At 61.7% G+C, this 23324-nt stretch carries 22 protein-coding genes; 8 read left to right on the forward strand and 14 right to left on the reverse strand.

Annotation, left to right across the window (positions count from 1 at the left end):
* Window positions 1–3 precede the first annotated feature (3 nt).
* Together BMX61_RS14515 and BMX61_RS14520 are read left to right on the forward strand one after the other, a co-directional pair.
* On the forward strand, window positions 4–2517 hold the full coding sequence (locus BMX61_RS14515) for a GcvT family protein (protein WP_075626550.1): 2514 nt from the start codon (window positions 4–6) through the stop codon (window positions 2515–2517).
* Window positions 2518–2733: 216 nt separating this feature from the next.
* Window positions 2734–3576: a response regulator gene (locus BMX61_RS14520; RefSeq protein ID WP_075626549.1), complete on the forward strand. Its 843-nt coding sequence runs from the start codon at window positions 2734–2736 to the stop codon at window positions 3574–3576.
* Window positions 3577–3649: 73 nt separating this feature from the next.
* On the opposite strand, the gene BMX61_RS14525 is transcribed toward BMX61_RS14520, so the two are convergent.
* On the reverse strand, window positions 3650–4654 hold the full coding sequence (locus BMX61_RS14525; RefSeq protein WP_075626548.1) for a GlxA family transcriptional regulator: 1005 nt from the start codon (window positions 4652–4654) through the stop codon (window positions 3650–3652).
* An 803-nt stretch (window positions 4655–5457) separates the two neighbouring features.
* The gene (locus BMX61_RS24315) at window positions 5458–5751 is read right to left on the reverse strand and encodes a DUF1127 domain-containing protein (protein ID WP_139198936.1); all 294 of its coding nucleotides are present in this window, start codon (window positions 5749–5751) and stop codon (window positions 5458–5460) included.
* 52 nt (window positions 5752–5803) lie between these two features.
* Between BMX61_RS24315 and BMX61_RS14540 the strand changes: the two genes are divergently transcribed.
* Window positions 5804–6712 (forward strand): LysR family transcriptional regulator, encoded by a 909-nt coding sequence (locus BMX61_RS14540; protein ID WP_075626545.1) that lies wholly within the window; start codon window positions 5804–5806, stop codon window positions 6710–6712.
* A 21-nt stretch (window positions 6713–6733) separates the two neighbouring features.
* On the opposite strand, the gene BMX61_RS14545 is transcribed toward BMX61_RS14540, so the two are convergent.
* The 5 genes from BMX61_RS14545 to BMX61_RS14560 all read right to left on the reverse strand — a co-directional run bounded on the left by BMX61_RS14545 (window position 6734) and on the right by BMX61_RS14560 (window position 10142).
* Window positions 6734–7861 carry a DNA topoisomerase IB gene (locus BMX61_RS14545; RefSeq protein ID WP_407703773.1) on the reverse strand — a complete coding sequence of 376 codons (1128 nt, stop codon included), beginning with the start codon at window positions 7859–7861 and terminating at the stop codon, window positions 6734–6736.
* Window positions 7862–7924: 63 nt separating this feature from the next.
* Complete coding sequence (locus BMX61_RS14550; RefSeq protein WP_075626544.1) at window positions 7925–8194, reverse strand: BrnA antitoxin family protein; 270 nt, start codon at window positions 8192–8194, stop codon at window positions 7925–7927.
* Window positions 8181–8375, reverse strand: a complete 195-nt coding sequence (locus tag BMX61_RS24705; RefSeq protein ID WP_075626543.1) for a BrnT family toxin — start codon at window positions 8373–8375, stop codon at window positions 8181–8183. The genes BMX61_RS14550 and BMX61_RS24705 overlap by 14 nt, the downstream gene beginning before the upstream one ends.
* 25 nt (window positions 8376–8400) lie before the next feature.
* Complete coding sequence (locus BMX61_RS14555; protein WP_075626542.1) at window positions 8401–9468, reverse strand: methylenetetrahydrofolate reductase; 1068 nt, start codon at window positions 9466–9468, stop codon at window positions 8401–8403.
* The gene (locus tag BMX61_RS14560; RefSeq protein ID WP_092742788.1) at window positions 9465–10142 is read right to left on the reverse strand and encodes a methylenetetrahydrofolate reductase C-terminal domain-containing protein; all 678 of its coding nucleotides are present in this window, start codon (window positions 10140–10142) and stop codon (window positions 9465–9467) included. Before BMX61_RS14560 ends, BMX61_RS14555 begins: the two co-directional genes overlap by 4 nt.
* Window positions 10143–10390: 248 nt before the next feature.
* Between BMX61_RS14560 and BMX61_RS14565 the strand changes: the two genes are divergently transcribed.
* Together BMX61_RS14565 and BMX61_RS14570 are read left to right on the forward strand one after the other, a co-directional pair.
* Complete coding sequence (locus tag BMX61_RS14565) at window positions 10391–10549, forward strand: entericidin domain-containing protein (RefSeq protein WP_075626541.1); 159 nt, start codon at window positions 10391–10393, stop codon at window positions 10547–10549.
* A 169-nt stretch (window positions 10550–10718) separates the two neighbouring features.
* Window positions 10719–11477 (forward strand): phosphodiester glycosidase family protein, encoded by a 759-nt coding sequence (locus BMX61_RS14570; protein ID WP_075626540.1) that lies wholly within the window; start codon window positions 10719–10721, stop codon window positions 11475–11477.
* Between the two features lie 42 nt (window positions 11478–11519).
* Here BMX61_RS14570 and BMX61_RS14575 read toward each other — a convergent pair whose 3' ends face one another.
* The 6 genes from BMX61_RS14575 to BMX61_RS24320 form a co-directional block, all read right to left on the reverse strand.
* Entirely contained in the window at window positions 11520–11855 is a 336-nt protein-coding gene (locus BMX61_RS14575) for a hypothetical protein (protein WP_075626539.1), read from the reverse strand.
* A 145-nt stretch (window positions 11856–12000) separates the two neighbouring features.
* Window positions 12001–13278, reverse strand: a complete 1278-nt coding sequence (locus BMX61_RS14580; protein ID WP_075626538.1) for an O-antigen ligase family protein — start codon at window positions 13276–13278, stop codon at window positions 12001–12003.
* 351 nt (window positions 13279–13629) lie between these two features.
* Window positions 13630–14685, reverse strand: a complete 1056-nt coding sequence (locus BMX61_RS14585) for a quaternary amine ABC transporter ATP-binding protein (protein ID WP_075626537.1) — start codon at window positions 14683–14685, stop codon at window positions 13630–13632.
* Entirely contained in the window at window positions 14678–15586 is a 909-nt protein-coding gene (locus tag BMX61_RS14590; RefSeq protein ID WP_075626536.1) for an ABC transporter permease, read from the reverse strand. The genes BMX61_RS14585 and BMX61_RS14590 overlap by 8 nt, the downstream gene beginning before the upstream one ends.
* A 101-nt stretch (window positions 15587–15687) precedes the next feature.
* Window positions 15688–16689, reverse strand: coding sequence for an ABC transporter substrate-binding protein (locus BMX61_RS14595; protein ID WP_075626535.1), 1002 nt, complete (start codon window positions 16687–16689; stop codon window positions 15688–15690).
* 182 nt (window positions 16690–16871) lie between these two features.
* Window positions 16872–17129 carry a hypothetical protein gene (locus tag BMX61_RS24320; RefSeq protein ID WP_139198937.1) on the reverse strand — a complete coding sequence of 86 codons (258 nt, stop codon included), beginning with the start codon at window positions 17127–17129 and terminating at the stop codon, window positions 16872–16874.
* A 527-nt stretch (window positions 17130–17656) separates the two neighbouring features.
* Between BMX61_RS24320 and BMX61_RS14600 the strand changes: the two genes are divergently transcribed.
* Entirely contained in the window at window positions 17657–19123 is a 1467-nt protein-coding gene (locus BMX61_RS14600; RefSeq protein WP_075626584.1) for a cobyric acid synthase, read from the forward strand.
* On the opposite strand, the gene BMX61_RS14605 is transcribed toward BMX61_RS14600, so the two are convergent.
* Window positions 19118–20893: a chloride channel protein gene (locus tag BMX61_RS14605; RefSeq protein WP_092742791.1), complete on the reverse strand. Its 1776-nt coding sequence runs from the start codon at window positions 20891–20893 to the stop codon at window positions 19118–19120. The genes BMX61_RS14600 and BMX61_RS14605 overlap by 6 nt on opposite strands.
* A gap of 559 nt (window positions 20894–21452) precedes the next feature.
* Here BMX61_RS14605 and cobU point away from each other — a divergent pair.
* Both cobU and cobW read left to right on the forward strand, forming a co-directional pair.
* The gene (cobU, locus tag BMX61_RS14610; protein ID WP_075626583.1) at window positions 21453–22016 is read left to right on the forward strand and encodes a bifunctional adenosylcobinamide kinase/adenosylcobinamide-phosphate guanylyltransferase; all 564 of its coding nucleotides are present in this window, start codon (window positions 21453–21455) and stop codon (window positions 22014–22016) included.
* Window positions 22017–22230: 214 nt separating this feature from the next.
* Window positions 22231–23271, forward strand: a complete 1041-nt coding sequence (gene cobW / locus BMX61_RS14615; protein WP_075626582.1) for a cobalamin biosynthesis protein CobW — start codon at window positions 22231–22233, stop codon at window positions 23269–23271.
* Window positions 23272–23324 lie beyond the last annotated feature (53 nt).

The following is a 23324-nucleotide window of genomic DNA, read 5'->3' on the forward strand; positions in this document are numbered from 1 at the left end:
GCAATGAAAACTCAGGCGCGCGCGGTGGTCATCGGCGGCGGCGTGGTCGGTGTGTCCACGCTCTACCACCTGGCCCGGAAGGGCTGGACGGACTCGGTTCTGATCGAGCGCAAGGAGCTGACCTCGGGATCGACCTGGCACGCGGCCGGCCTTCTGCCGCTGTTCAACATGAGCTACTCGGTCGGCCAGATCCACAAATATTCGGTTCGCTTCTATGAGGAGCTTCAGGAAGAGACCGGCATGAATGTCGGTTTCTCGAAGGTCTCCAACATCCGCCTGGCGCGGACGAAGGATCGCTGGGACGAATATATGTATTATGCCGGGATCGCCGAGACGATCGGCATCAAGGTCAATATCCTGACGCCTGAAGAGGTCAAGGAGATCTGGCCGCTCTGCGAGACCGAGGGGCTGCTGGGCGCGATCCAGCATCCCGACGACGGCTATATCCAGCCGGCCGACCTCACCCAGGCGCTGGCCAAGGGCGCGCGCGACCGGGGCGCCACCATCTATCGCAACACCAGCGTCACCGGCATCGAGCAGCTGGAGGATGGCCGCTGGAAGGTGACGACCGACAAGGGCGAGATCGTTGCCGAGCACGTCATCTCCTGTACCGGTTCCTTTGCCCGCAAGACCGGCGAGATGGTTGGCATCAACGTGCCGGTCATCCCCGTCGAGCATCAATATATCGTCACGGAACCGCATCCTGCCATTCTCGAGCGTAAGGCCAAGGGCCTGCCGGAAATGGGGGTCCTTCGTGAGTCCGACAGCGCTTGGTACATGCGTGAGGAAAATGGCGGCCTGCTGCTCGGGCCCTACGAGCACGGCGCGCCGGTCTGCTATGTCGACGGCCCCTCGGATGAGAGCGAATACGAGCTGTTCCAGGAAGAGCTGGAGCGGCTGATGCCGCATATCGAAACGGCCATGGTGCGTGTGCCCGCCTTTGGCCAGGTCGGTATCAAGAAGGTCTATAACGGCGCTATCGCTTACACGCCTGATGGCAACCCGATCGTCGGCCCAGCGCCGGGGCTGAAAGGCTTCTGGCTCAACGAAGGCCATTCGTTCGGCATCACCGCCGCCGGCGGCGCCGGCTGGCAGCTGGCCGAATGGATCGTCGATGGCGAGCCGACGCTGGATATGATGGGTGTCGATCCCCGCCGCTTCGGCCCCTATGCCACGGAAGGCTATCTCATCGCCAAGAATGAGGAAGCCTATGCCAACGTCTTCACCATGCATTACCCCGACGAGGAGCGCGCCGCCGCTCGCCCGCTGAAGACCACGCCCGTCTATGACCGGCTGAAGTCGATGGGCGCCGTCTTCGGTTCCGTCTATGGCTGGGAGCGCCCCAACTGGTTTGCCCCGGAGGGTTATAGCCTTGACGAAAGCGAACTGGGTGTCGGCGTCGATGTCCTCACCAACCATAATTATGCGCCGCCGCTCGAAGACGGCCGCATTGTCGAGAAGTGGTCGTTCCGCCGCTCCAACTATTTCGAGCATGTCGGCAATGAGGTGAAGAACGTCCATGAGAAGGTCGGCGTGCTCGACATGTCCGCCTTCGCCAAGATGGAAGTGTCCGGTCCGGGCGCGCGCGCCTGGCTGGAATCGATCTTCGCCAATGCGATCCCGAAGAAGCGGGGACGCATCGCGCTCTGCCATCTCCTGACCGTGCATGGCGGTGTGCGGGCCGAGTTCACCGTCTATGAATGGGCGCCGAACCGCTTCTATCTCGTCTCGGCCGGGGCTTACGAGGCGCATGACCATGATTATCTGCGCAAGCTCGCGCCGTCTGATGGCTCGGTGCGGCTCAGTGCCATCACCCAGCGCATGGGCGTGCTCGTGCTCGCCGGCCCGCGCTCGCGCGATGTCCTGCAGAAGCTCACCCGCACCTCGCTCGACAACAAGAATTTCCCCTGGCTATCGGGCAAGGAGATCTCGGTCGGCGTGGCGAGCGCCCATGCCCTGCGCGTCAACTTCGTCGGCGAGCTCGGCTGGGAGCTGCACCATCCGATCGAAATGCAGAACTACATCTTCGACCAGTTGATGCAGGCCGGTGCGGAATTCGGCATCAAGCCTTTCGGCATCCGCGCCATGCTCGCCATGTCGGTCGAGAAATCCTATCGCCTGATCCCGCGTGAAATGTCGATCGAGTACAATGCCTATGAATCCGCGCTCGACCGCTTCATCAAGCCGGAGAAGGAGTTCCTTGGAAAGCAAGGCCTGCTTGCCGGCAAGGAGAAGGGCCTGAAATGGAACTTCGCCACGCTCATCGTCGAAGGCACGACGGATGTCGACGCACGGGGCTCCGAGGCGATCTATAACGAGGCCGGCGTGCTGATCGGTCGCGCAACCAATGGCGCCTATGGCTGGCGCATCGGCAAGTCCTTGGCGCTCGCCATGCTACAGCCGGGCTATGCCGAAATCGGCACGAAGGTGAAGATCAAGATCCTGGGGACGCTCTACGATGCGACCGTGGTCGAGGAGAGCCCATTCGATCCGCAGAATGCGGCGCTGCGCGCCTGACGGACCAAGCAGGAACCCTTTGATCGACAATGTCAGGCGCAGGGCAATCCGCATGGATTGCCTGCGCCTGAATGGCTTTCTTAACCCTCTCGACAGGTGCTGGCGGGCTTGTCTTGGAAATGCCCACAGCTCCGCTATCACCTCAGTTTTTCTTAACCGCAGCGAAATTCTTCTGTTCTAGCTTCGTGCTTGAGGACAACTTTTCGCGAGCACTCCATGTCATTCTTCGGCGTTTCCGGAATGTATTATTCCGGTGAATCCTTGCAGCAGCACCGTATTGTGCTTGCGGAAGACTCCAATCTCTTCGCTTCGATGGTGTCGAAGCGGTTGAAAGAATTGCTCGATATCGACGTGATCGTGTGTCGTGACTACGAGGAGCTGACCTTCGCGATCGAGAACGCATCCTTCCCCGCGACGTTGGCTATCTCGAACATCAACCTGCCTGGCGCCGAGAATGGCGAAGCCCTCAACTACCTCGTCGAGATGAGCGTGCCGACCATCGTCTTTACCGGCACCTTCCACGAATCGACCCGCGACTCGATTCTGGCGAAGGAATTGGTCGATTACGTCATCAAGGACAGCGTGTTCGCGGTGGACATGCTCGCGGAGTCGGTCTGCCGCTTCCTTACCAATCACCGGCATCATGTGCTGATCGTCGATGACAGCCCGACGGCGCGGGCGATGCTGACCACCCAGCTCAAGCGCTACAATTTCCGGGTCAGTGCTGCCGATAGCGGACAGGCTGCTCTGCGCCTGCTAGCGGAGCATCCCGATATCGAGCTTGTCATCACCGACTATAACATGCCCGATATCGATGGTTTCGAGCTGACGCGGCGTATTCGCACCCATTACGGTCCGCACCAACTGCGCATCATTGGCGTGTCGTCTTCGACAAATCGCTTGCTTTCGGCGCGCTTTCTCAAAGCCGGCGGCAATGATTTCGTGGTTCGCCCCTTTATCAACGAAGAGTTCTACTGCCGCGTCAACCAGAACATCGACACGCTGATGAAGGTGCGCACACTGAGCGAGCGATTGCTCGCCAAGCCCGACGCAGCCTGAGACAGGCCTCCCACACATCGAAAAGGGCGCCTTGGTCGGGACCATGCGCCCTTTTTGGTGTGATCGGTCCGGCTCAGCGCGCCGGCTGCAGCGTCAGCTTGCGATCCGCACGCTCCTGCTGGGGCGAGCGGTTGTACAGTTCGCGATAACACTTGGAGAAATGCGACGCGGAGACGAAGCCGCAGGCGACCGCCACCTCGACCACCGGCATAGCGGACTGCACCAGAAGGTGGCGCGCGCGGTCGAGCCGGATTTCGAGATAGTAGCGGGCCGGCGAGCGGCCCATTTCCTGGCGGAACAGCCGCTCGATCTGGCGGCGGGACAGGCCGGCGCTATCGGCAATATCGATCAGCGACAGCGGTTCGGCCAAATTAGCTTCCATCAGTTCGATAATCTGCAGCACTTTTGCGTTCTGCACGCCGAGACGGGCGCGAAGCGGCAGGCGCTGCCGGTCATGAGAGCCGCGCACCCGGTCGGTCAATGCCTGCTCGCAGACGCGGTTCACCAGGTTCTCCCCGAAATCCTCGTCGATCAGGTTCAGCATCATGTCGAGCGAGGCAGTGCCACCGGCGCAGGTGTAGATATTGCTATCGATCTCATAGAGATCGGCATAGACATCGGCTTGCGGGAAGGCTTCGGAGAAGCCGGGCAGGTTTTCCCAATGGATGGCACAGCGCTTGCCATTGAGCAGCCCAGCGGATGCCAGGATATGGGCGCCCGTACAGAGACTGCCGATCGCCACGCCACGATTATGCGCCTCGCGCAGCCAGGCATTGACCGACTTGTTCTGGAAATCTTCGACATAGATGCCGGAACAGACGAGCACCATCGATGGACGGGTGGCGCCGCCGAGTGCCTTGCGCTCGTCTGCCAGGGCGCTGTCGACTTCCATGGCAATGCCAGAGGAGGAAATGACCTTCTGGCCATCGACGGAGGCCAGGCGCCAGCTATAGGCCTGATAGCCCAGCATGCGGTTGGCAATGCGCAGCGCCTCGATGGCGGCCGCGAAGGGCAGCATGGAAAAGTTCGGCACGAGGAAGAAGACGAGAGACCGCTTCGGCGTAAGGGGCTTTGTCATCGGCGTGATCCATCCTGAACGGTGGTTTCAAGGCGCCTCAAAAACCTTTGCCCTGTCTCCTCAGACCTCAGGCCACACCAAGGTTTTCACTGGCTGCCCTATTCCTTGCGCTCGCCTCTCGTCGCGGGCGGCTCTTTTACGACATTCGCACGGAGCTGTGCGACGTCATAGCCTTTATTTTTTGCGACATGATCACATATGCCTGATGCTTATGCAGATGCCTTGCATAGGCGCCGAGAAAAGCACCAATTCTGCGCTCTTCGGCAATGAGGCCCCCAGATGGTGGCAGGCACTCGGTAAGCTACGTAAAGCTCGTGAACAAGGTTCTTTTTCATTTGCGACATCGGCCTCTTGTGCATCGCGATGTCGGAAAAGGATATGTGCTGCAATGCGAGAGTGGTCTGATTGGCCCCATGCGAAAACGGCGCCCTTTGCCTATCCACCAAGCTGCGCCGTTTACATCGTTGTCAGATCACTATGCGGTTTATGATGGCCCATGAAGACGACCCGTCAATCGCGCCGCTCGTCCTGTCCGGCCCGAAAGCCGATGTCCTTGAGAAGATCATATGGCAAGGCCTCGAACGACCGTGCTTCCCGCTCCGCCCGCCAGGCGGAAAAAGCAGCGCGAACTCGGCGCTGAAGCACCTGAGCGAAAGAGGGTGAAGACGGGACTGAAGGCCCCAAGCTGAGCAGTGCCATTGTTCTGGTTCCTTTTGATGAAGATGTCTCAAAAGGTCGCGACCATGAGAGAAGGATGCCGCAACCTCATGCATCAATCAAACGAATAAGTTTTATAGCTATGATCAGAGATCGTGATGTTCGCCTGCGCGGTTCACGCCGAGATCGGCACGCAAGGCGGGTGTCAGACGAGCCAGCTGATCTCTCAGACGCTGGCGCTCAACACGATGGCGATAGGCTTGAATGAGCCGGATGATGAACGTCGGTATGTGGAGCTGTGCAACTTGAACGCGTACCGCTCGGCTGTCTTTCAGCGCGCCTTGCGTCCATACCCAATCCTCCGGCTGTGAAGATTTTCTCATAACCGTTCCTCCGCAATTCATCGTTCTGATTGACTGTCGCGGGAAAATGATCTTCAATCAAACGAAATGATGTGGCCTTATGATTCATTTAAATTGAAGGATGTGGGCGATGAACATGGTCTTTCGGCATACGCTGCCGCTTCTTGAGCTTGATGTGCTCAAGACCTTCGTCGCCATTGCGGAGACAGGCAATTTCACCAATGCGGCCGAGCGGGTTCACCGCACGCCTTCGGCGGTGTCCATGCAGATCAAGAAGTTGGAGGAGATGCTGAACGGTCCGCTCTTCCTGCGCGATGCGCGGTCCGTTTCCTTGACCACGCGGGGCGAGGTGCTGCTCGGCTATGCGCGCCGCCTGCTGGCGTTGAACAACGAGGCTGTCGCGCGTTTTCTCCTGCCGGATCTTAACGGCAGCGTTCGGCTCGGTGTGGTTGATGACATCAGCGAATGGGTCTTGCCGAATGTTCTCAAGGCCTTCGCTCAGTGCTATCCGAACATCATGGTCGATGTTCGCATCGCCAACAGCGCGACCCTGCGCAAGATGGTCGATGAACATCGCATCGACATCGCCATTTACAATTGCGGCTGCGACGGCGCGGAGGACGGCGAGATTTTGCTTCGGGAAACACTGGTCTGGGCAGGCGCGCGCTGCGGCAGTGCGCATTTGCGTGCACCCTTGCCTGTTTCCATGTGGGATGAGGGCTGCTCCTGGCGCAGCAGTGCGGTCTCGGCCCTGGAAAAGAGCGGGCGGGATTACCGGATTGCCCTGCTCAGCGCTTACACCAGCGGCCAGAAGGCGGCTTTGCGCGCCGATCTCGCGGTGGCGCCGCTCCCGCGCTATCTGGTTTCAGGCGATCTGGTTGCTTTGGGCGAGGCGGATGGCCTGCCGCCGCTCGGCGACAATCTCATTGGCATGCGCGTTATCGACGGCGCAACGCCGCCGGTGACGGCGCTGGCCGGCCACGTGCGCGATGCCTTCCATGCGATTGCTGCCGGCGATCGCGTGAGCGAGGCGGCGTGAGCCATTGAGGCTGATGAACGATCAGCCGTCCGACAGGCTCGCCGTTTCGCCCGGGCGCTTCAGCCAGCGCAAAACGCGGATTTCGTCATCGCTCATCCACTCGGTCAGCATCCGGCTCTTGCTGGGTCGCATGCGCTTGAGATCAACCAACCGGCCGGCTTCGAAATCCTCGAAAATGCGCGGGTGAATATAGGACGCTCGGCAGACCGCGCGTGTGTTAACGAGCTTTGCGGCAACCTGGTCGATCACCGCATTGACCTGTTGCTTGCGTTCACGCTGGCTGGTGGCGGGCGCCAGATCGGCGAAGGCGCTGGCCGCAAGGCGCGTCGCGCCCCAGGTGCGGAACTGACGGGACGAGAAATTGGCGCCGGCAATGTCTTTGATATAGGCGTTCACGTCGGCGGAGCCGACGCCGTGGCGTTTGCCGTCTTCATCCAGATATTGGAACAGTTGCTGACCGGGAAGTTCCTGCAGCGTCCTGATGGCGCGCACAATCCGGCGGTCGCCATGGCTGAGCTTCCACTCCTTGCCGGATTTTCCCTTGAAGTGAAACTGCACCTTCGAGCCGTTGACGGTGACATGCCGGTTTCGCAGAGTCGTTGCGCCGAAGGAGCCGTTCTCCTCCGCGTAATGCGCATTGCCGACGCGGATGAAGAGATTGTCCAGAAGCCAGACGACCGTCGCGAGCGCCTTTTCAAAACCTGGCTTTCGGCGGTTCAGGTCCTCGTCGACCTGGACACGGATTTTCGGCAAGCTTGCGGCAAATGCCGGAAGGAGCGCGAATTTGGCTTTGCCACGCTCGGCATGCCAGTCCGGATGGTAGCGATATTGCTTGCGTCCGCGCGCATCGATGCCGATCGCCTGGAGATGGCTGTTCGGAACAGGCGAAATCAGCACATCGGAATAAGCAGGCGGAATAGCGAGAGCGGCGATGCGCTCGATCTCGGCCGGGTCTTTCACCCGATTCCCCTGCGCGTCGTAATAAAGAAAACCGCGCTTGCCTTCGCGTCGGGTAATGCCGCCTTCCAGCGTCGAGAGGTAGACGAGCTCGCTCTGGACTTCCTGCAAAAGTTCGGCATCGGCCTGCTTTTCAGCAAGACTGTTCGCTTGGGTCTTCCGGGCGGGGGATGATGAGACGATCTGATCCACGATGGCGGTCAAACGCGGCGGCGGCGCCAAGGTTCCCGCAGCCAGATGATGGCGATCAAGGCCTCAGGCTTTTTCGCGACGAAGACCTTCCTCCAATATTTCGCGGATCAGCCGCGTATACGGAATATTCCGTTCTGCTGCCTTGCGCTTGACCTCCGACAGCAAGGCTCCCGGCAGCCTCATATTGAGCTGCGCAGACTTGCGCTCGAATTCGAATCGTACCGGCTTGAAGCCCGAAAGGTCGTAGTCCGACAGGTCGGCCGTCTCGACGAAGACGTCGGCTTCCTCATCGGACGCCAGGTCAGGAAGTGTTTTGAGGTCAGCCTTTTTCATAGTGGCGAATTTCCTTTGCATGCATGAAACGAGCGCTGATCGGCCTGATCAGCACCAGATCTTCCGCCTGCTTGAGAGCAAAGACAATAAAGGGAGAGCTTATGCTTGCGGCATTTCGGCCAGTTCCCATCATCCCATAAAAGCCCGCGCTCAACTTCGCTTTTATGAGACGCCTTTGCATCGGAGGGACAAGCCGTCGATGAGCATCATGTCGCCGGTGCATCTCCGGCTGCCTCGGCGGCCATGTCCGTCGGTTGTTCGATCACCTCTTCATCAAGGTTGCCGAGCCTTTCGCGCAGAGCCGCCTCGTCGGGGGCCGGCTCGCGGCGCCATGGCCGGCGTCCGTTGAGCACACCGGATTCATGAACGATTTCGGCCACATATTCCTCCTGCCGATAGGCCATGACATGAATGCCGGCAACGCCTTCGATCTCCTTCACCTCGTTGATGATGTCGATGCAGATCCGCTTTCCCTCGGCCTTCTGGTCTTCAGCCCCTTCCAGCCGGGCGATGATGCTGTCGGGAATATGGACGCCGGGCACATTGGCGCGCATCCAGCGGGCGCTGCGGGCCGAGGCCATGGGACCGACGCCTATCAGGATGAAACAGTGCTCGTGCAGCCCCAGCGCCCGCACTGTCTCCATGTAGCGTTTGAGCATCGGCACATCGAAGCAATATTGGCTCTGGACGAATTGCGCGCCGGCGGCGATCTTCTTGGCCAGCCGATAGGGGCGAAAATCATAAGGCGGCGCAAACGGGTTGATCGCCGCACCGAGAAAGACTTCGGGCGGGCAGGTGAGCTTGCGGCCGGAGAGGAATTTCGCCTGGTCGCGCATGATGCGGATCGTTTCCAGAAGCGACATGCAGTCGAGATCGAACACCGGTTTGGCGCCCGGCTGGTCGCCGGCCTGCACGCCATCCCCCGTGAGGCAGAGAATGTTGGAGACGCCCATGGCGGCGGCGCCCAACACATCGCCCTGGATGGCGATGCGGTTTCGGTCCCGACAGGCAATCTGCATGATCGGCGCATAGCCCATGCGGGTGAGAAGCGCGCAGATGCCGACCGAGGACATGTGGCAATTGGCGCCCGAGGCATCGACCGCATTGATGCCATCCACCCAGCCCTCGAAGATCGCGGCGCGGGCGTAGACTTCCTGCGGATCGGCGCTGTCAGGCGGATTGAGCTCGGCAGTCACCGCGAACTCGCCGCGTCTGAGAACCCGTTCGAGGCGGCCGCGCGAGCTATGGCCGGGCATGCGCTCGGGCGTGGTCATCGCCGCGCCTCTTCGGCCCGTTCGGCGTCGCGCTCGGCAGCAGCGCTCGCCGTCACGCGCAGCCAGGACGAGGTCTCCCGCAGTGACTGGTTGACAGGCTTCTGCACCGCCATGATCGCCTCGCCGCCGGCCATCTGCCGCGAGCCCTCCCACGCCATCACCCAGACGCAGGGCATATCCGGCTCGACCTCGCAATTGCCATTGGCCCGCACGCCACCGCAGGGGCCGTTGCGCAGCTGCTTGGGACAGTTCATCGGGCAGGACATGCCGGTGGAGGATAAGATGCATTGACCGCACATGCGGCAGTCGAAGAGGACGCCCTTCACCCGGCGTTCGACCGCCGTCACCGGCGCTTCGGCCCGTTGATAGCCGATGGCCTTCCACAGAGGATGCAGCAGCAGGAAGAAGCGCGCGAAGCGGTGATAGACCGTTTCGAGCAGCCGCGCATGACGCACGGCCCACAGCCGGATCGTGTAGCGCCGCTGATCGCGGCGATTGGGCGAGACGGCGGCTGGCGTATAGGCCCCAGTCGTTGCTTTGGCCCCGGCTGCGGCATTGCCCCGGTCGCGATGGGACGCCGGTGCCAGGCCGATCGTTCCCCCTTTTGGCGCATCGGCTGGTCGGTCGGCGCCTTCTGGCGCCTGATCTGGGGAAGGCGGAACGGAATGAGACATGGGCGCTGCTCCCGGTGGCCGGCGAGGTGAGAAACGCGACCGATCCATGCATCAGCTGTAATGAGCCCGGCCCACCCCTTCAAGGGCGCAAGGCGACACGGAACGGACATGATCGCGACGCGCAAGCGCCTGCTTTCGGATGAATTTTCGATCACGCGCATGAACTTTTTCGAAAGTTACACGTTTAAGCGACGAAGACGAGTTCTTCGATCGCATCATTCAAATGGCTTAGTGAGGACCCAACCGCCATGACCGTCAAGACTTTCGCAACCGCCGGCCTTCTGCTTTTCTCCGTTGTCGCGCTCAGCTCTTGCGGCAACACGATCCGTGGCATGGGCAAGGATACCGCCAACACGGTCAATGCCACGCAGGACGCCGGCCGCACGGTCCAGAAGGCTGCAAAGTAAAAGAACCAGTTTCTGCCCTTGGTCCAAACCGATCGATTTGGTCCATCGTCGCAAGATCGAGGCCGTGCACGGTTGTTACCGGCACGGCCTTTCTTATGAACGGTCAGAACGATAGGCTGCGGATGGTCGGCGCTTCCAAAGGTGCGACCATCGAGGATGTTAACGGATCATGCGCCTGCGCCTGAAGAGTCTGCTCGGTGCCCTCTGGATGGCGGGCGCGACGCCTGTGATGGCGGATGACGCCTGTCGTATCGTTCACCACGCCGGCGCTGACTATGCCGTTTGCAGCTTCGATCCGGCTAGGGATGCCATTGATCTCTTTCATACCGGACGTGACGGAAGGCCTTTCGGCGGGTTCTCGGCACTTGCGCGCGACCTCCGCCTCGAAGGACGGGCTCTGCGCTTTGCGATGAATGCCGGCATGTATGAAGACGATCTTTCTCCCGTTGGCCTGTTGGTCATCGGCGGTCGCGAACGAAAGACGGCAGCGCTCGGCGAAGGATGGGGCAATTTCTATCTTCGGCCGAACGGGGTCTTCTACCTGGCCGGCGGTAAGGCGGGCGTTATGGAAACCGGGCGTTTCGTCACGTCAGCGATCAGGCCCGATGCCGCCACCCAGTCAGGGCCCATGCTGGTCATCGACGGTGGCATCCATCCTGCCTTCCGGCCGCAAAGCGACAGTCTGCAGATCCGCAATGGCGTGGGCGTCGACAACAAGGGCCAGGCGGTTTTCGTGATCTCGCTCACACCGGTGCGCTTTTATGATTTCGCCACGCTCTATCGGGATCAACTAGACTGCGCCAATGCCCTGTTCCTAGATGGCCATATTTCCAGCCTTTACGCGCCATCGCTGGGCCGTTTCGATGGCGGACGGCCCATGGGGCCGATCCTCGCCGTGACACGGCCGATGCCCGGCACCCGGGATTGACCGGCCGTGCCAGCGGGGCAGGGCCTCAGGCTGGCGTGTCTTTTACGCCTTTGGATAGGCACGTTCCAGAGCCCTTGTCTTGACGAGCCCCGAGCGAAACGCCTGGAAGGCGGGATGATGGCTGGCGCGCGCCGTTTCCATCAAGCGTATTTGCAAGCGGCCGGGTGCCGTCTCTCCGAGCCAATGGCCCAGCTTTTCAAGCTTCATCGTGTTCAGAAGCTTTGCCTTGGTGGCGCGGTCAAGATGGTGGTTCAAGCCGTCCATCAGCTTCTCATCGCCCTCCGGCGTCTGCATCAGCACGCTCAGGGCCATCTGGTTCGCGCTATCTAATGTCGCCAAGGCATCGGCAACGACGGTTCGGTCGGCAAGTTCGCTCATATCGCTCCATTCTCCCGCGCCCTGGCCAAGATCAGGCCGGGCAGGGCAAAAAATCGAGCATGACAATGCCCGATGAAGCTGAAGCCGAACTGGAATCCACGAAATGACGTGGCGGAAGCGCTCGATGGCGCGGCGCGCCGGGCTGCTATCGGCGCGGAGAAGGCTCCAAGGCCTCGGGCATCACCCGCACGCTTGCGGCGAGATTGAGGCCGTAGACGGCAAGCGCGGTCAACACCCAGAGCGGGTCCGCGCGGTTGATCAGAAAGCTTTCCATCATGCCATTATAGGTCATGAAGGCCACGACCATGATGCAGAACTCGGCGAAAAAGCGGTTCTGCGGCCGGCGCACGGCGCGGCAATAATCGAAGAACGGTTTGATAAAGAAGAGCGCTATCAGCGGCAGACCGCCCAGAAAGCCATAGGTGACGATGGCATCGAGATAGACATTGTGCGCGGTAACGATGCCGCGCACATCCCAATTCGCCTCGAAATCCTTCTCCATGCCGAGAATGACGGGCGACTGCCAGAAGCTCGCATAGCCATGACCGAACCAGGGGTGATCGGGAATGCTGCGGCTGGCGAAGGCCCAGATGTCGTCACGGCCGGTAAAGGTCGGATCGGACATCAGCGTGGCGGTCAGATCATGCAGTCCGGCGAAATAGACGCTGCCGAGCGTTAGCGCCAGGATGATGACGGTGAAGACCGCGTGCAACGTCACGGTCAGCAGCGGACGCAAGGTCAGTGCGCCGACGGCAACGAACAAGATCGACAGCGGCAGGAAGCCGATGGTGGTCTTGGAGCCGGTATGCAGAACGAAATTGGCCGCCAGAAGCGCAATCAGAATGCCGCGGCGCGGCGCACCCGCCCGTGCGCAGTAGATGCCGAACATGCACAGGATCGAGAAGACGGGCGCGGTGATGTTCTTGTGGCTGAGATGCCCGCGCCAGAAACCGGCATGCCAAGCCTCGACCGTATCCGCCGTATGCTTGGCAAGGCTGGGTGCCAGAACGAGCATGGCATAGTTGATCAGGATCAGCGCCAGAATGGCATTGGCTCCCGCCTCGACGAAATCCTTTTCGCTTCGGGGCAACAGCAGCACCCCGGCCATGGGGATCATCACGATCAGCGATTGCATGACCCCGCGCGCGGATGCGGCCGGATCATAGGATTGCAGGCAGGAGCCAAAGGCAATGGCGAAGATGATCAGGAAGGTTGGTGTGACCGCCTTGATCAGCACTTTCGGATCGACGATCGACAAGAGCGCGAGGAGAAAGAGGCCGCCAAGGCCGAGATAGCCGACCTGGTTGATGACGTTGGCGGTGCTTTCGACCGTGCTCTCCGTCCCGTCACCGGGAAAGGGCTCGAAGGACAGGGTGAGGATGAAAAGTCCTGCGCCGGAGAGAAGCGCGGCAACGGCACGCATGATCCGCGCGCTCAGCTCCGCTCTGCTCGCCGGGAGAGCGGCGGCCGGCACGGCGTAGCTACGAGGGTCGGACGCGGCGGGCTGGGGCAAGGCAGTGGAACGCATGGCACAGACACCGCAAGAGGCCGGACGACACCGCCACGACACGCCTGTAACTGGCGCCGCAGCTCTGTCCAAGCTCTCAGACTAGACGCGGGTTTCCCGGCGCTCAAGCGGCGGCGGCCGGCAAAGCGTGCATAGGGTTACGGGAGACTGAAGGGGCGTTATTGTCCGTTCATAAATGCGCAGCGCCCGAGTGCCGGCCTTCGCAGCATTCGGCGTCATCCATTGAGTGGGGGGCAAACGCAGGCGTCACTCCGCGGCTGCCCTGCGCGGACCGTCCTGCTCGCCGGGAGAGACCATGGCCCCCACCATGGCGGAGAGTTCGACACGGCCGACCGGCCGGCCCGAGGCGTCCACGACATGGGCGACCGAGACGCGGTGCCCGCTCATCTGCCGTGCGGCGGCTTCGAGCACCGAGCCTTGCGCGATGGGCGGGCCTTCGGCCAATCCGACGAGCGGCGTCATCACGGTTTCCACCCGGATGACCCTGCTGCGGTTCACCTCCTTGACGAAAGCGGCGATGTAGTCATCGGCGGGACAGCGGACGATATCCTGGCCGCTGCCCTGCTGAATGACCTCGCCGTCGCGCAGGATCGCGATTTTGTCGCCGAGCCTCAGCGCCTCGTCCAGATCATGGGTGATGAACACGACGGTCTTCTTCAGCTCTTTCTGCAGGTCGAGCAGCACGGTCTGCATGTCCACGCGGATCAGGGGGTCGAGCGCCGAATAGGCTTCGTCCATCAGCAGGATTTCCGCATCATTGGTCAGCGCCCGCGCCAGGCCGACGCGCTGCTGCATGCCGCCGGACAGCTGGTTTGGATAGTGGTTTTCGAAGCCGGCAAGGCCCACACGCTCGATCCAGCCCATGGCGCGCCTGCGCCGTTCCACGCTTGGGACACCCTGGATTTCCAGGCCATAACAGGTGTTTTCGAGGATCGTGCGATGCGGCAGCAGGGCGAATTTCTGGAAGACCATGGCCGTCTTGTGCCGCCGGAATTCGCGCAGGTCGCGCTCGTTCATGCGGCAGATATCGACGCCGTCATAGAGCACCTCGCCGGCCGTCGGATCGATCAGCCGGTTGATGTGCCGGATGAGCGTGGATTTTCCCGAGCCGGACAGGCCCATCACCACCATGACCGCGCCGGCCGGCATGGAAATGTTGATGTCCTTGAGGCCGAGCACATGGCCATGCTCGGCATTGAGCTCGGCCTTGCCGATGCCCGCTTTGACCGCCTCGATATGGCTTGCCGCGCGCGGGCCGAAGATCTTGTAGAGGTTACGGATTTCGATCGCGTGGCTAGCCATGGACGACCTCCGAATGTTTCTGCAGCCTGCGGCCATAGGCTTGGCTTGCCCGATCGAAGATGATGGCGATGCCGACGAGGGCAAAGCCGTTGAGGAAGCCGATGGTGAAGAACTGATTGTTGATGGCCTGCAGCACGTTGCGGCCCAGGCCGCCGACGCCGACCATCGACGCGATGACGACCATGGCGAGCGCCATCATGATCGTCTGGTTGATGCCGGCCATGATGGTGGGCAGCGCCAGCGGGATCTGCACGTTCTTCAGCTTCTGCCAGGGGGAGGAGCCGAAGGCATCGGCGGCCTCCAGCACTTCCTTGTCCACCAGGCGGATCCCCAGATTGGTCAGCCTGATCATCGGCGGCAGCGCGTAGATCACCACCGAGATCAGGCCCGGCACCTTGCCGATGCCGAAAATCATCACGACGGGAATGAGATAGACAAAGCTCGGCATGGTCTGCATGACGTCGAGCACGGGGTTGACGACGCCCTGCGCCCGATCCGAGCGCGCCATGGCGATGCCGATCGGAATGCCGATGAGGATGGCGAGCAGGGTGGATACCGTGACGATCGCCAGCGTGATCATCGTATCGTTCCACAGGCCGAGAAGTCCGATGGCGACCATGGCGAGCCCAGCGCCAAGCGTGATGCGAAGGCTGCGGCTGGCGGCGAAGACAAGCGCCATCAGAATGGCCAACACCAGGATCCACGGCGCGCCGGTGAAGGAGCGTTCCAGCAGATTGAGGAACCATTGCAGCGGCGCCACCACCACATCGATGACATTGGCATAGGCGCGCACCAGCGCCTTGAAGTTCTCGTCGATGGTCTTGCGCACCACGCGAATGGTGCCTTCGTCGATGGCCGGGAACTTGCACAACAGGGTGGGAACGACGTCGCAAAGCGCCATGTCTTGTCCTCGATCGATCGTATCTCGAACGGCCTGGCCTTCAAGAGGAGGCCAGGCAGGAGGTCAGCTGTTCGGGCAGTCACACTGCCTTGGCCGGCAGATCAGAGCGATGCCTGCACTTTCTCGGCGGCCTCCGGCTTCAGCCAGCTCTTCCACATGTCGGGATAGGTCTTGAGGAAGTATTTGGCGGCATCCTCGTTCGTCGCCTGGTTCTCGTCCTTCCAGGCCAGCACCTTGTTCACGGTGCCATTGTCCCATTTGCGCGCCTTGACATAGTCCATGGCCACGCCCGCCTTCTCGGCAAACTGCTTGGTCACCACGGTATAGACGTCGGAGATCGGATAGGCATTGACCTTGGGCTGCGGGCAATCGGGAACTGCCGTGCAGGCATCCCATTCGGCTTTGTCATTGGGGACGCCGAAGGAGAGCTTCGTCATTTCATATTTGCCGAGGATCGGCGTCGGCGCCCAGTAATAGCCGAGCCAGCCCTTCTTCTTCTCGAAGGCGCTGGCGATCGAGCCTTCCTGGCCGGCTGCCGAACCGGTATCCACCAATTCGAAGCCGGCATCCTCTGCCTTCAGCGCCCGATAGAGATTGGCGGACGAGATCTGGCAGCTCCAGCCCGACGGGCAGTTGAAAACGGCGGCCTTCGAGGGATCTTCCGGCGCGGGAAACAGTTCGGGGTGCTTCAAGGCATCCTGAATGGTCTTGATGTCGGGATGGGCATCGGACAGGAATTTGGGAATCCACCAGCCTTCGACACCGCCATCGCTCAGAATCTTGGCGGCTTCGATCAGGCGGCCTTCCTTGACGGCGGCATCGAGCGGCGTGCGCACGGCATTGATCCAGAGTTCCGGGGCCATATCGGGCTGGCCCTTCTCGTTCATGGAGGTAAAGGTCGGCATGGTGTCGCCGGCAACGATGGAGACCGTACAGCCATAGCCGTTTTCGAGAATGATCTTGTCGACATAGGCCGCGACACCCGCTGAAGCCCAGTTCATTTCGGCAATGCTGACATCGCCGCATTCCGCGGCCCGTGCGCCTGTTCCCGTCAATGCGTAGAGCGCGGCTGCAAGGCAGGTGGATGCTAGAAAGGTCTTCATGTCGGTCGATCTCCCTGTTCTCTGGGTGGCAGTCTTCGAAACATGCGCGCCCGGGTCTTCGTCCCTGGCTATTCCTGTAAAGCGTGCGACTATCGGCGCCTCACGTCTTGGGCGCTCGTCTGATCCGGTGATCCTTCCTGCGCTATGTGCGGGAAGGCGCCCCGCCTCGTGTCGATCCTTCGTCAGGCATTGACCGCCCTGGCTCTCCTTTCGACATCGGCCGTCGATTTCGGCGCCAGGTCATGCAGGTCAAAAATTTCGCCGGGTTCGTAAGTATCTGGTTTAAGTCGAATTTTCGAACCGACATGTGATCCATTGGCGCCGTTGCAGCCGGCTGTCAACGTATTCCCCTTGGCCAGTGCTTGCCGGCTCTTTTGCTCGATTTCTAAGATCAGCCTAAGTATTTGAACCCGGAAATCAACTGCCTCTTTGATCGCCATCGCTCTGGCGCTGCGCTAGAGGCACGATATAGATGCGGGATTGGCAATTTCTGCGCCGCAGACGAGCAGTCTCGTCGCGGAAATGGTGTCAATTTGCTGTCGGATCAGGCAGCATTCTTGCCAGTTGTTGTCTAAGAGACGCGGGTTGTTCCATCTGCGGCATTTGCTCCGATAACGGGCCGTGCACGATTTTTTTTGGCCGTTCACAGGAATTTTTTCGTGACCCGCGGACACTAACGCTCCGGTAACTCTTCTCGCGCTATGACCTTCTTGCGGCCGCGGAAGCCGCACACCAGCCGGGTTTTCCAGTGTTGCGTACCGGCTTGGCGATATTCGCAGGGAACGGGTCTCCGCCTTTGTACCCGCCTGCATAGGGACCGCCTTGCGCTGGGCGCAACGCGGTCCCTTCTGCGCTTCCTCCCGCCATGCTGCCTGATCGTCGCTCTTCCTCACGTCATCCGGCGACGTCGCGCATTGACTCCACATGCCCTGGCGAACCAGAACGGCCTGAAACAGGGGGAATGGCGATGGTCAGGGCGATCATGCTGCAGGGAACGGGCTCGGATGTCGGCAAGACCGTGCTGGTCGCGGGCCTCTGCCGGCTGGCGGCACGAAGCGGGCTGAAGGTGGCGCCGTTCAAGCCGCAGAACATGTCCAACAATGCCGCCGTTGCCGATGATGGCGGCGAGATCGGCCGCGCGCAATGGCTCCAGGCGCTCGCCGCCGGCATTCCCACCTCCGTGCACATGAACCCGGTTCTGCTGAAGCCGCAATCGGAAACCGGCTCACAGGTCATCGTCCAAGGTCAGGTGACGGGCAGCGCGCGGGGACGCGACTATCAGGCCCTTAAACCCAGGCTGATGAGTGCCGTGCTCGACAGTTTCGCGCGCGTTGGCGAGGGGCGCGACCTCGTGATCGTCGAGGGCGCAGGCTCGCCCGCCGAGATCAACCTGAGGGCCGGCGACATTGCCAATATGGGTTTTGCCACCCGCGCCGGCGTGCCCGTCGTGCTGGTCGGCGATATCGATCGCGGCGGTGTCATCGCCTCCCTCGTAGGCACCAAGACGATCCTGCCGGATGAAGACAATGCGCTGATCGAGGGCTTTTTGATCAACAAGTTTCGCGGGGATGTGTCGCTTTTCGATGATGGTGTGGCGGCGATCACGCGCCATACCGGCTGGCCCTGCATCGGCGTCGTACCCTGGTTGAAGGCGGCCGGGCGTCTGCCGGCCGAGGATTCCGTGGCGCTCGAGCGACTGGTGCGCGGGCAGGCGCGGGCGCTGAAGGTGGCGGTGCCGGTACTACCGCGCATTGCCAATTTCGACGATCTTGATCCGCTGATGGCCGAACCTGCCGTGGAACTGGTCTTCGTCAAGCCCGGCGCGCCCCTGCCGGCGGATGCGGCCCTCGTGGTGCTTGCCGGCTCGAAGGCGACGATTGCCGATCTGAAGGCTTTGAGAGAGCAGGGCTGGGACCGCGATATCGCGCTTCACCTGCGCCGTGGCGGGCGCATCATCGGACTTTGCGGCGGATACCAGATGCTCGGCCGTCGTATCGCCGATCCGCTTGGTCTCGAGGGTGCGCCTGGCGCCGTGGAGGGGCTCGGCCTGCTCGATGTCGTGACCGAGATGGCCCCGGAGAAGACGCTGCGCAACAGCACTGGCTGGTCAGAGGAATTCGATGTGCCGCTCGGAGGTTACGAGATCCACCTCGGCACGACGCGGGGGCCGGATTGCGACCGGCCGCCGGTGCTGATCGACGGACGCCCCGATGGCGCGCGCTCGCCGGATGGCCGGGTGGTCGGAACCTATCTGCACGGGCTGTTTGCCAGCGACCCTTATCGCCACGCACTGCTGCGCCAGTTCGGCGTGGAGTCGTCGATGGCGAATTATCGGCAATCGGTCGACGAGGCTCTCGATGCTCTGGCGGACGAATTGCATGCGGTGCTCGATCCCCGCTGGCTCGATCGGCTTCTCAGCCGGTCGGGCTTATAATTCGCCTGAAGCCTCGCGGCGGCGGCGGTCGAGTTCTTCGCTGTAGCGGCGCAGCGTGTAGCTCTCGGTCAGGAGACCGGCCACGCGCCGTTCGATCATGTTGTTGACGACGGCCAGCGCGTCGCTTTCGCTCTTGTCGAAGAGCGCGGCGGCCTGCTTGGCGTTCATCGTCGGCAGGAGAATATCGTTTTTCAGCTTGATGAAGCTTTCCAGCCCCTGATCCTCGCCGTTTTCCTCCGTTGCACTGGCATAGACCTCGGGCACCAGAATCATCCCCACATACCGATTGTCCTCGTTGACCGCGACCACGCGCTGGGTCGAGCCAAGGGGGAAATCGCGCTTGAAATCCGCGAGGCTGCGATTTGCCGGCACGGTGCGCACATCCGCGCGCATCAGCCGCCCGACGGTGAGGTTGCGGATCCAGCCGACATCATGAGCGCTGCGAATGCTCTCGCCGCGCAGGTGAAAGCGCCATGTGGCAAAGGAATAGCCGAAGGTGGTGCGCGTGACGAAGGATGAGGTGATGACAGCGGCCAGCACCAGAACCGTAATCGGAAAGTCGCCTGTGATCTCCAAGGCCAGGAAGGTCATGGTCAGCGGTCCGCCGATGATCGAGACGGCCAGCGCGCTCATGCCCACGACGGCGTAGACGACCGGTGTCAGCGTGGCCGCTGGAAAGGCGAGCATGGCGCCGAAGGCAAAGATCTTTCCGAGCAAGGCCCCCATGAACAGCGAGGCAAAGAACAGGCCGCCGCGAAAGCCGGAGCCGATGGACACGGCCGAGGCCACGGATTTGAGCAGGAACAGGCCGGCCAGCATCGCCAGCGTCGGCTGGTTGGTCAGGTTGAGGTGCATGGCGCCATGGCCGCCGGAGAGAACCTGGGGAGAGACGGTGGCGAGCACGCCGACGACAATGCCGCCGATTGGCGGACGCAGCGGTGCGGGAATAGCACTCTTGCGGGCGAGCTCCTCGGTGAGCGACACGCCCTGCATGATCAGGATGCCGACGCCGGCGGCGGCGATGCCGAGCAGAATGGCCGGGGGATAATCGGCGAGTGTGACCTGCTCGAAAGCACCGATATCGATGACGAATTCATCGCCGGACAGGAGCCGCGCGACCAGATTGGCGATCAGGGCGGACACGATCACAGGCGTGAGCGAGATGATCGTATAGGAGCCGATGATCAGCTCGAAGGCATAGAAGGCGCCGGTGAGAGGCGCATTGAAGGCGGCGGCAATCGCGCCGGCTGCACCGCAGCCCAGCAGCAGCCTGGCATCCGCCCGCCGCAGCTGCAGGAAGGTGCCAAGCTTGGAGCCGACAGCCGAGGCCACCTGCGTATAGCCGGCCTCCAGCCCGACAGAGGCACCGAACCCGTTCGAAACGAGATTTTGCACGGCGACGATGATGCTGTCCGTCAGCGATAGCCGTCCACCATGCAGCGCATTGGCCTCGATCGGGTCGACCATGGGCTTCTTGCGCCAGCGGCTGAGGAAGAACAGCAGTAGGCCAAGGGCCAGCCCGCCGACGATCGGCGCCATGAAGACCGACAGCTCACCCTTAAGATCGCTCGAACTGAGACGTTCATGATCGGCAATGCCGAAGATCAGCCGATGCAGGCTGATCGAAAGATAGCTCATGATGCTGACGGCAATGCCGGCCAGAGCGCCGACGAGCGTGCCCGCCACGACCAGACCCACTTCGCTGCGCCGGGCAAAGGCCCGCAGACGCGCCGGCTCCAGAGGTTTGAGAAGATGGCGAAGTCTCGCCATCCATTCGTCTCTGTTCACCATGTCCTGCCTCTTATCCTCAAGCCGGGTCTGTCATCGGCGGCGCTTTGCCGCGCCGAGTGGAGGGAATTTGATATTTGCTCTCAAAGGCGCCGCGAACGGGTGCAAATGTCGAAATCAGACCACTGGAAGGCCGGCAGCCTCCGTTGACCATGTCTCCCGGCCTCCCTATCTTTCCTTTTATGCGTCGTCTGCAAGTGGGCGACTGCATGCGAGAGCCCGCCCGCCCGGTTTTCGCTTCGTGCCGGTGACCACTCCGCATGAGCGGATGGCGCTGTCACAAGGCGTGTCCGAAGCGGTGGCCATCGTGTCGCATGGGATCAACCCCGGGCGGACGCCTCCTCATCTACGAATCGTCCCTCGTTTCCCTGCTGCCGGTGCGCCACGACTGGCGGGCTCCTCGCCCTGCGGCAGGGATCAAGGCGCGCCTTGACGGCCATTCTGCCAGATGCGATGGCGCCATGTGCGGGTTCAGCAAGCGGCGCTGCCGTCGCGCCGCTTCTCCCGATGCCTGGGCTCGATGCTTTGGAAGGATTCCGTCATGACCGAGCGGCTGACCCTGGTGCTTGGTGGCGCGCGCTCCGGCAAGTCTCGCTTTGCCGAAGGGCTTGTGGCCGCGACAGGGCTGGACAAGCATTATCTCGCCACCGCCCAAGCCTTCGATGCCGAAATGCTGGATCGGCTGGCCCATCACCGGGCGAGCCGCGATGAAGCCTGGACGACGCATGAGGAGCCCCTTGATCTCGTGGACAGCCTTCAGCGGATCGCTGCGCCAGGGCGGATAGTGCTCGTCGATTGCCTGACGCTCTGGGTCACCAACCTGATGATGGCCGAACGGCCGATCGAGGCGGAAAGCGAGCGGCTTGTATCCGCGCTCGCGTCTCTTTCCATGCCGGTGGTGCTGGTCTCCAACGAGGTAGGTCTCGGCATCGTGCCAGACAATGCTATGGCCCGCGCCTTTCGCGACCATGCCGGGCGACTGCATCAATCCATTGCGGCGATTGCCGACACCGTCTATTTCATCGCGGCGGGCCTCCCTTTGAAGATGAAGGGGCATGCAGGCTCAAGTGATCCACTGATTTCTGAGCGCCACACCGGTTCATGACGTGCCCGTTTGGGCTCTGGAGCAGACCTTCGTCTGCGCAAGCCTCTTTTCCTGCCTGGCTAGATCTTGATCCGGTGCCTGCTTGCCTATACCAGCCCTAGTCGATGACGCCGTGCGCCGATTTGCCCCGATACGTAAGGACGATGCCATGACCGAGTTGACCGCCAGTGCTTTCGACCAGGCCGCAAAAGACGGATCTGCCGGCAACGCGCCGCTGACGGGCAAGATTCCCGCGACCGTCATCACCGGCTTCCTCGGTGCCGGCAAGACGACGATGATCCGCAACATTCTCCAGAATGCCGGCGGCCGGCGCATCGCGCTGATCATCAATGAATTCGGCGATCTCGGTGTCGATGGCGACGTGCTGAAAGGATGCGGCGTCGAGACCTGCACGGAAGATGACGTGATCGAGCTGACCAATGGCTGCATCTGCTGCACGGTCGCCGATGATTTCATTCCGACGATGACGGCCCTGTTGGAGCGCGACAAGCGTCCCGACCATATCGTTATCGAGACCTCCGGCCTCGCTCTGCCGCAGCCGCTGATCGCTGCCTTTAACTGGCCGGATATTCGCACGCAGGTCACCGTCGATGGCGTCGTCACCGTGGTCGACAGTGCGGCGGTCGCGGCCGGACGCTTTGCCGAGGATCACGACAAGCTCGCCGCGCAGCGCGTCGCCGATGACAATCTCGATCACGAGAGCCCGATCGAGGAGCTGTTCGAAGACCAGCTGACAGCGGCCGATCTGATCGTGCTCAACAAGACCGATCTCCTCGACGCCGCAGGGCTCGACCTCGTTCGGCACGAAGTGGCGGCACGCACGGCGCGCAAGCCGGTTCTGGTCGAAGCCAGCCAGGGCGCCGTGCCGGTTTCCGTCCTGCTTGGCCTGAATGTCGGCACCGAGAGCGATATAGCCAACCGCAAGTCCCATCATGAACTGGAACATGAGGACGGCGAGGAGCATGATCACGACGAGTTCGATAGCTTCGTCGTCGCGCTCGATGGCGTCGCCGATGCGCAAGTGCTGATCGAGCGGCTGCGGCACGTGATCGAGGCGCATGATATTCTCAGGCTGAAGGGCTTCGTTGCCATCGAGGGCAAGCCGATGCGGCTCCTGATTCAGGCGGTAGGCAGCCGCATCGACAGCTATTTCGACCGTCCCTGGGCAGCAGGCGAGCCGCGCGACAGCCGCCTGGTGGTCATCGGCCTTGCCGGGCTGGACCGGGCAGCGATCGAGCAGGCAATCCGGGCCTGAGCCTCGCCGGATCCTGCATAAGGGCTTTTGGGTCTCAAAGGCCTTCCTGCTGA

The organism is Xaviernesmea oryzae (assembly GCF_900109605.1).
Classification (GTDB): Bacteria; Pseudomonadota; Alphaproteobacteria; order Rhizobiales; family Rhizobiaceae; genus Xaviernesmea; species Xaviernesmea oryzae.

Excerpts from the sequence above, each read along its gene's own strand:
- BMX61_RS14515 (WP_075626550.1), top strand. The coding sequence starts at position 4 with ATGAAAACTCAGGCGCGCGCGGTGGTCATCGGCGGCGGCGTGGTCGGT.
- BMX61_RS14520 (WP_075626549.1), top strand. The coding sequence starts at position 2,734 with ATGTCATTCTTCGGCGTTTCCGGAATGTATTATTCCGGTGAATCCTTG.
- BMX61_RS14525 (WP_075626548.1), bottom strand. The coding sequence starts at position 4,654 with ATGACAAAGCCCCTTACGCCGAAGCGGTCTCTCGTCTTCTTCCTCGTG.
- BMX61_RS14540 (WP_075626545.1), top strand. The coding sequence starts at position 5,804 with ATGAACATGGTCTTTCGGCATACGCTGCCGCTTCTTGAGCTTGATGTG.
- BMX61_RS14550 (WP_075626544.1), bottom strand. The coding sequence starts at position 8,194 with ATGAAAAAGGCTGACCTCAAAACACTTCCTGACCTGGCGTCCGATGAG.
- BMX61_RS24705 (WP_075626543.1), bottom strand. The coding sequence starts at position 8,375 with ATGCAAAGGCGTCTCATAAAAGCGAAGTTGAGCGCGGGCTTTTATGGG.
- BMX61_RS14555 (WP_075626542.1), bottom strand. The coding sequence starts at position 9,468 with ATGACCACGCCCGAGCGCATGCCCGGCCATAGCTCGCGCGGCCGCCTC.
- BMX61_RS14560 (WP_092742788.1), bottom strand. The coding sequence starts at position 10,142 with ATGTCTCATTCCGTTCCGCCTTCCCCAGATCAGGCGCCAGAAGGCGCC.
- BMX61_RS14565 (WP_075626541.1), top strand. The coding sequence starts at position 10,391 with ATGACCGTCAAGACTTTCGCAACCGCCGGCCTTCTGCTTTTCTCCGTT.
- BMX61_RS14570 (WP_075626540.1), top strand. The coding sequence starts at position 10,719 with ATGCGCCTGCGCCTGAAGAGTCTGCTCGGTGCCCTCTGGATGGCGGGC.
- BMX61_RS14575 (WP_075626539.1), bottom strand. The coding sequence starts at position 11,855 with ATGAGCGAACTTGCCGACCGAACCGTCGTTGCCGATGCCTTGGCGACA.
- BMX61_RS14580 (WP_075626538.1), bottom strand. The coding sequence starts at position 13,278 with ATGCGTGCCGTTGCCGCGCTTCTCTCCGGCGCAGGACTTTTCATCCTC.
- BMX61_RS14585 (WP_075626537.1), bottom strand. The coding sequence starts at position 14,685 with ATGGCTAGCCACGCGATCGAAATCCGTAACCTCTACAAGATCTTCGGC.
- BMX61_RS14590 (WP_075626536.1), bottom strand. The coding sequence starts at position 15,586 with ATGGCGCTTTGCGACGTCGTTCCCACCCTGTTGTGCAAGTTCCCGGCC.
- BMX61_RS14595 (WP_075626535.1), bottom strand. The coding sequence starts at position 16,689 with ATGAAGACCTTTCTAGCATCCACCTGCCTTGCAGCCGCGCTCTACGCA.
- BMX61_RS24320 (WP_139198937.1), bottom strand. The coding sequence starts at position 17,129 with ATGGCGATCAAAGAGGCAGTTGATTTCCGGGTTCAAATACTTAGGCTG.
- BMX61_RS14600 (WP_075626584.1), top strand. The coding sequence starts at position 17,657 with ATGGTCAGGGCGATCATGCTGCAGGGAACGGGCTCGGATGTCGGCAAG.
- BMX61_RS14605 (WP_092742791.1), bottom strand. The coding sequence starts at position 20,893 with ATGGCGAGACTTCGCCATCTTCTCAAACCTCTGGAGCCGGCGCGTCTG.
- cobU (WP_075626583.1), top strand. The coding sequence starts at position 21,453 with ATGACCGAGCGGCTGACCCTGGTGCTTGGTGGCGCGCGCTCCGGCAAG.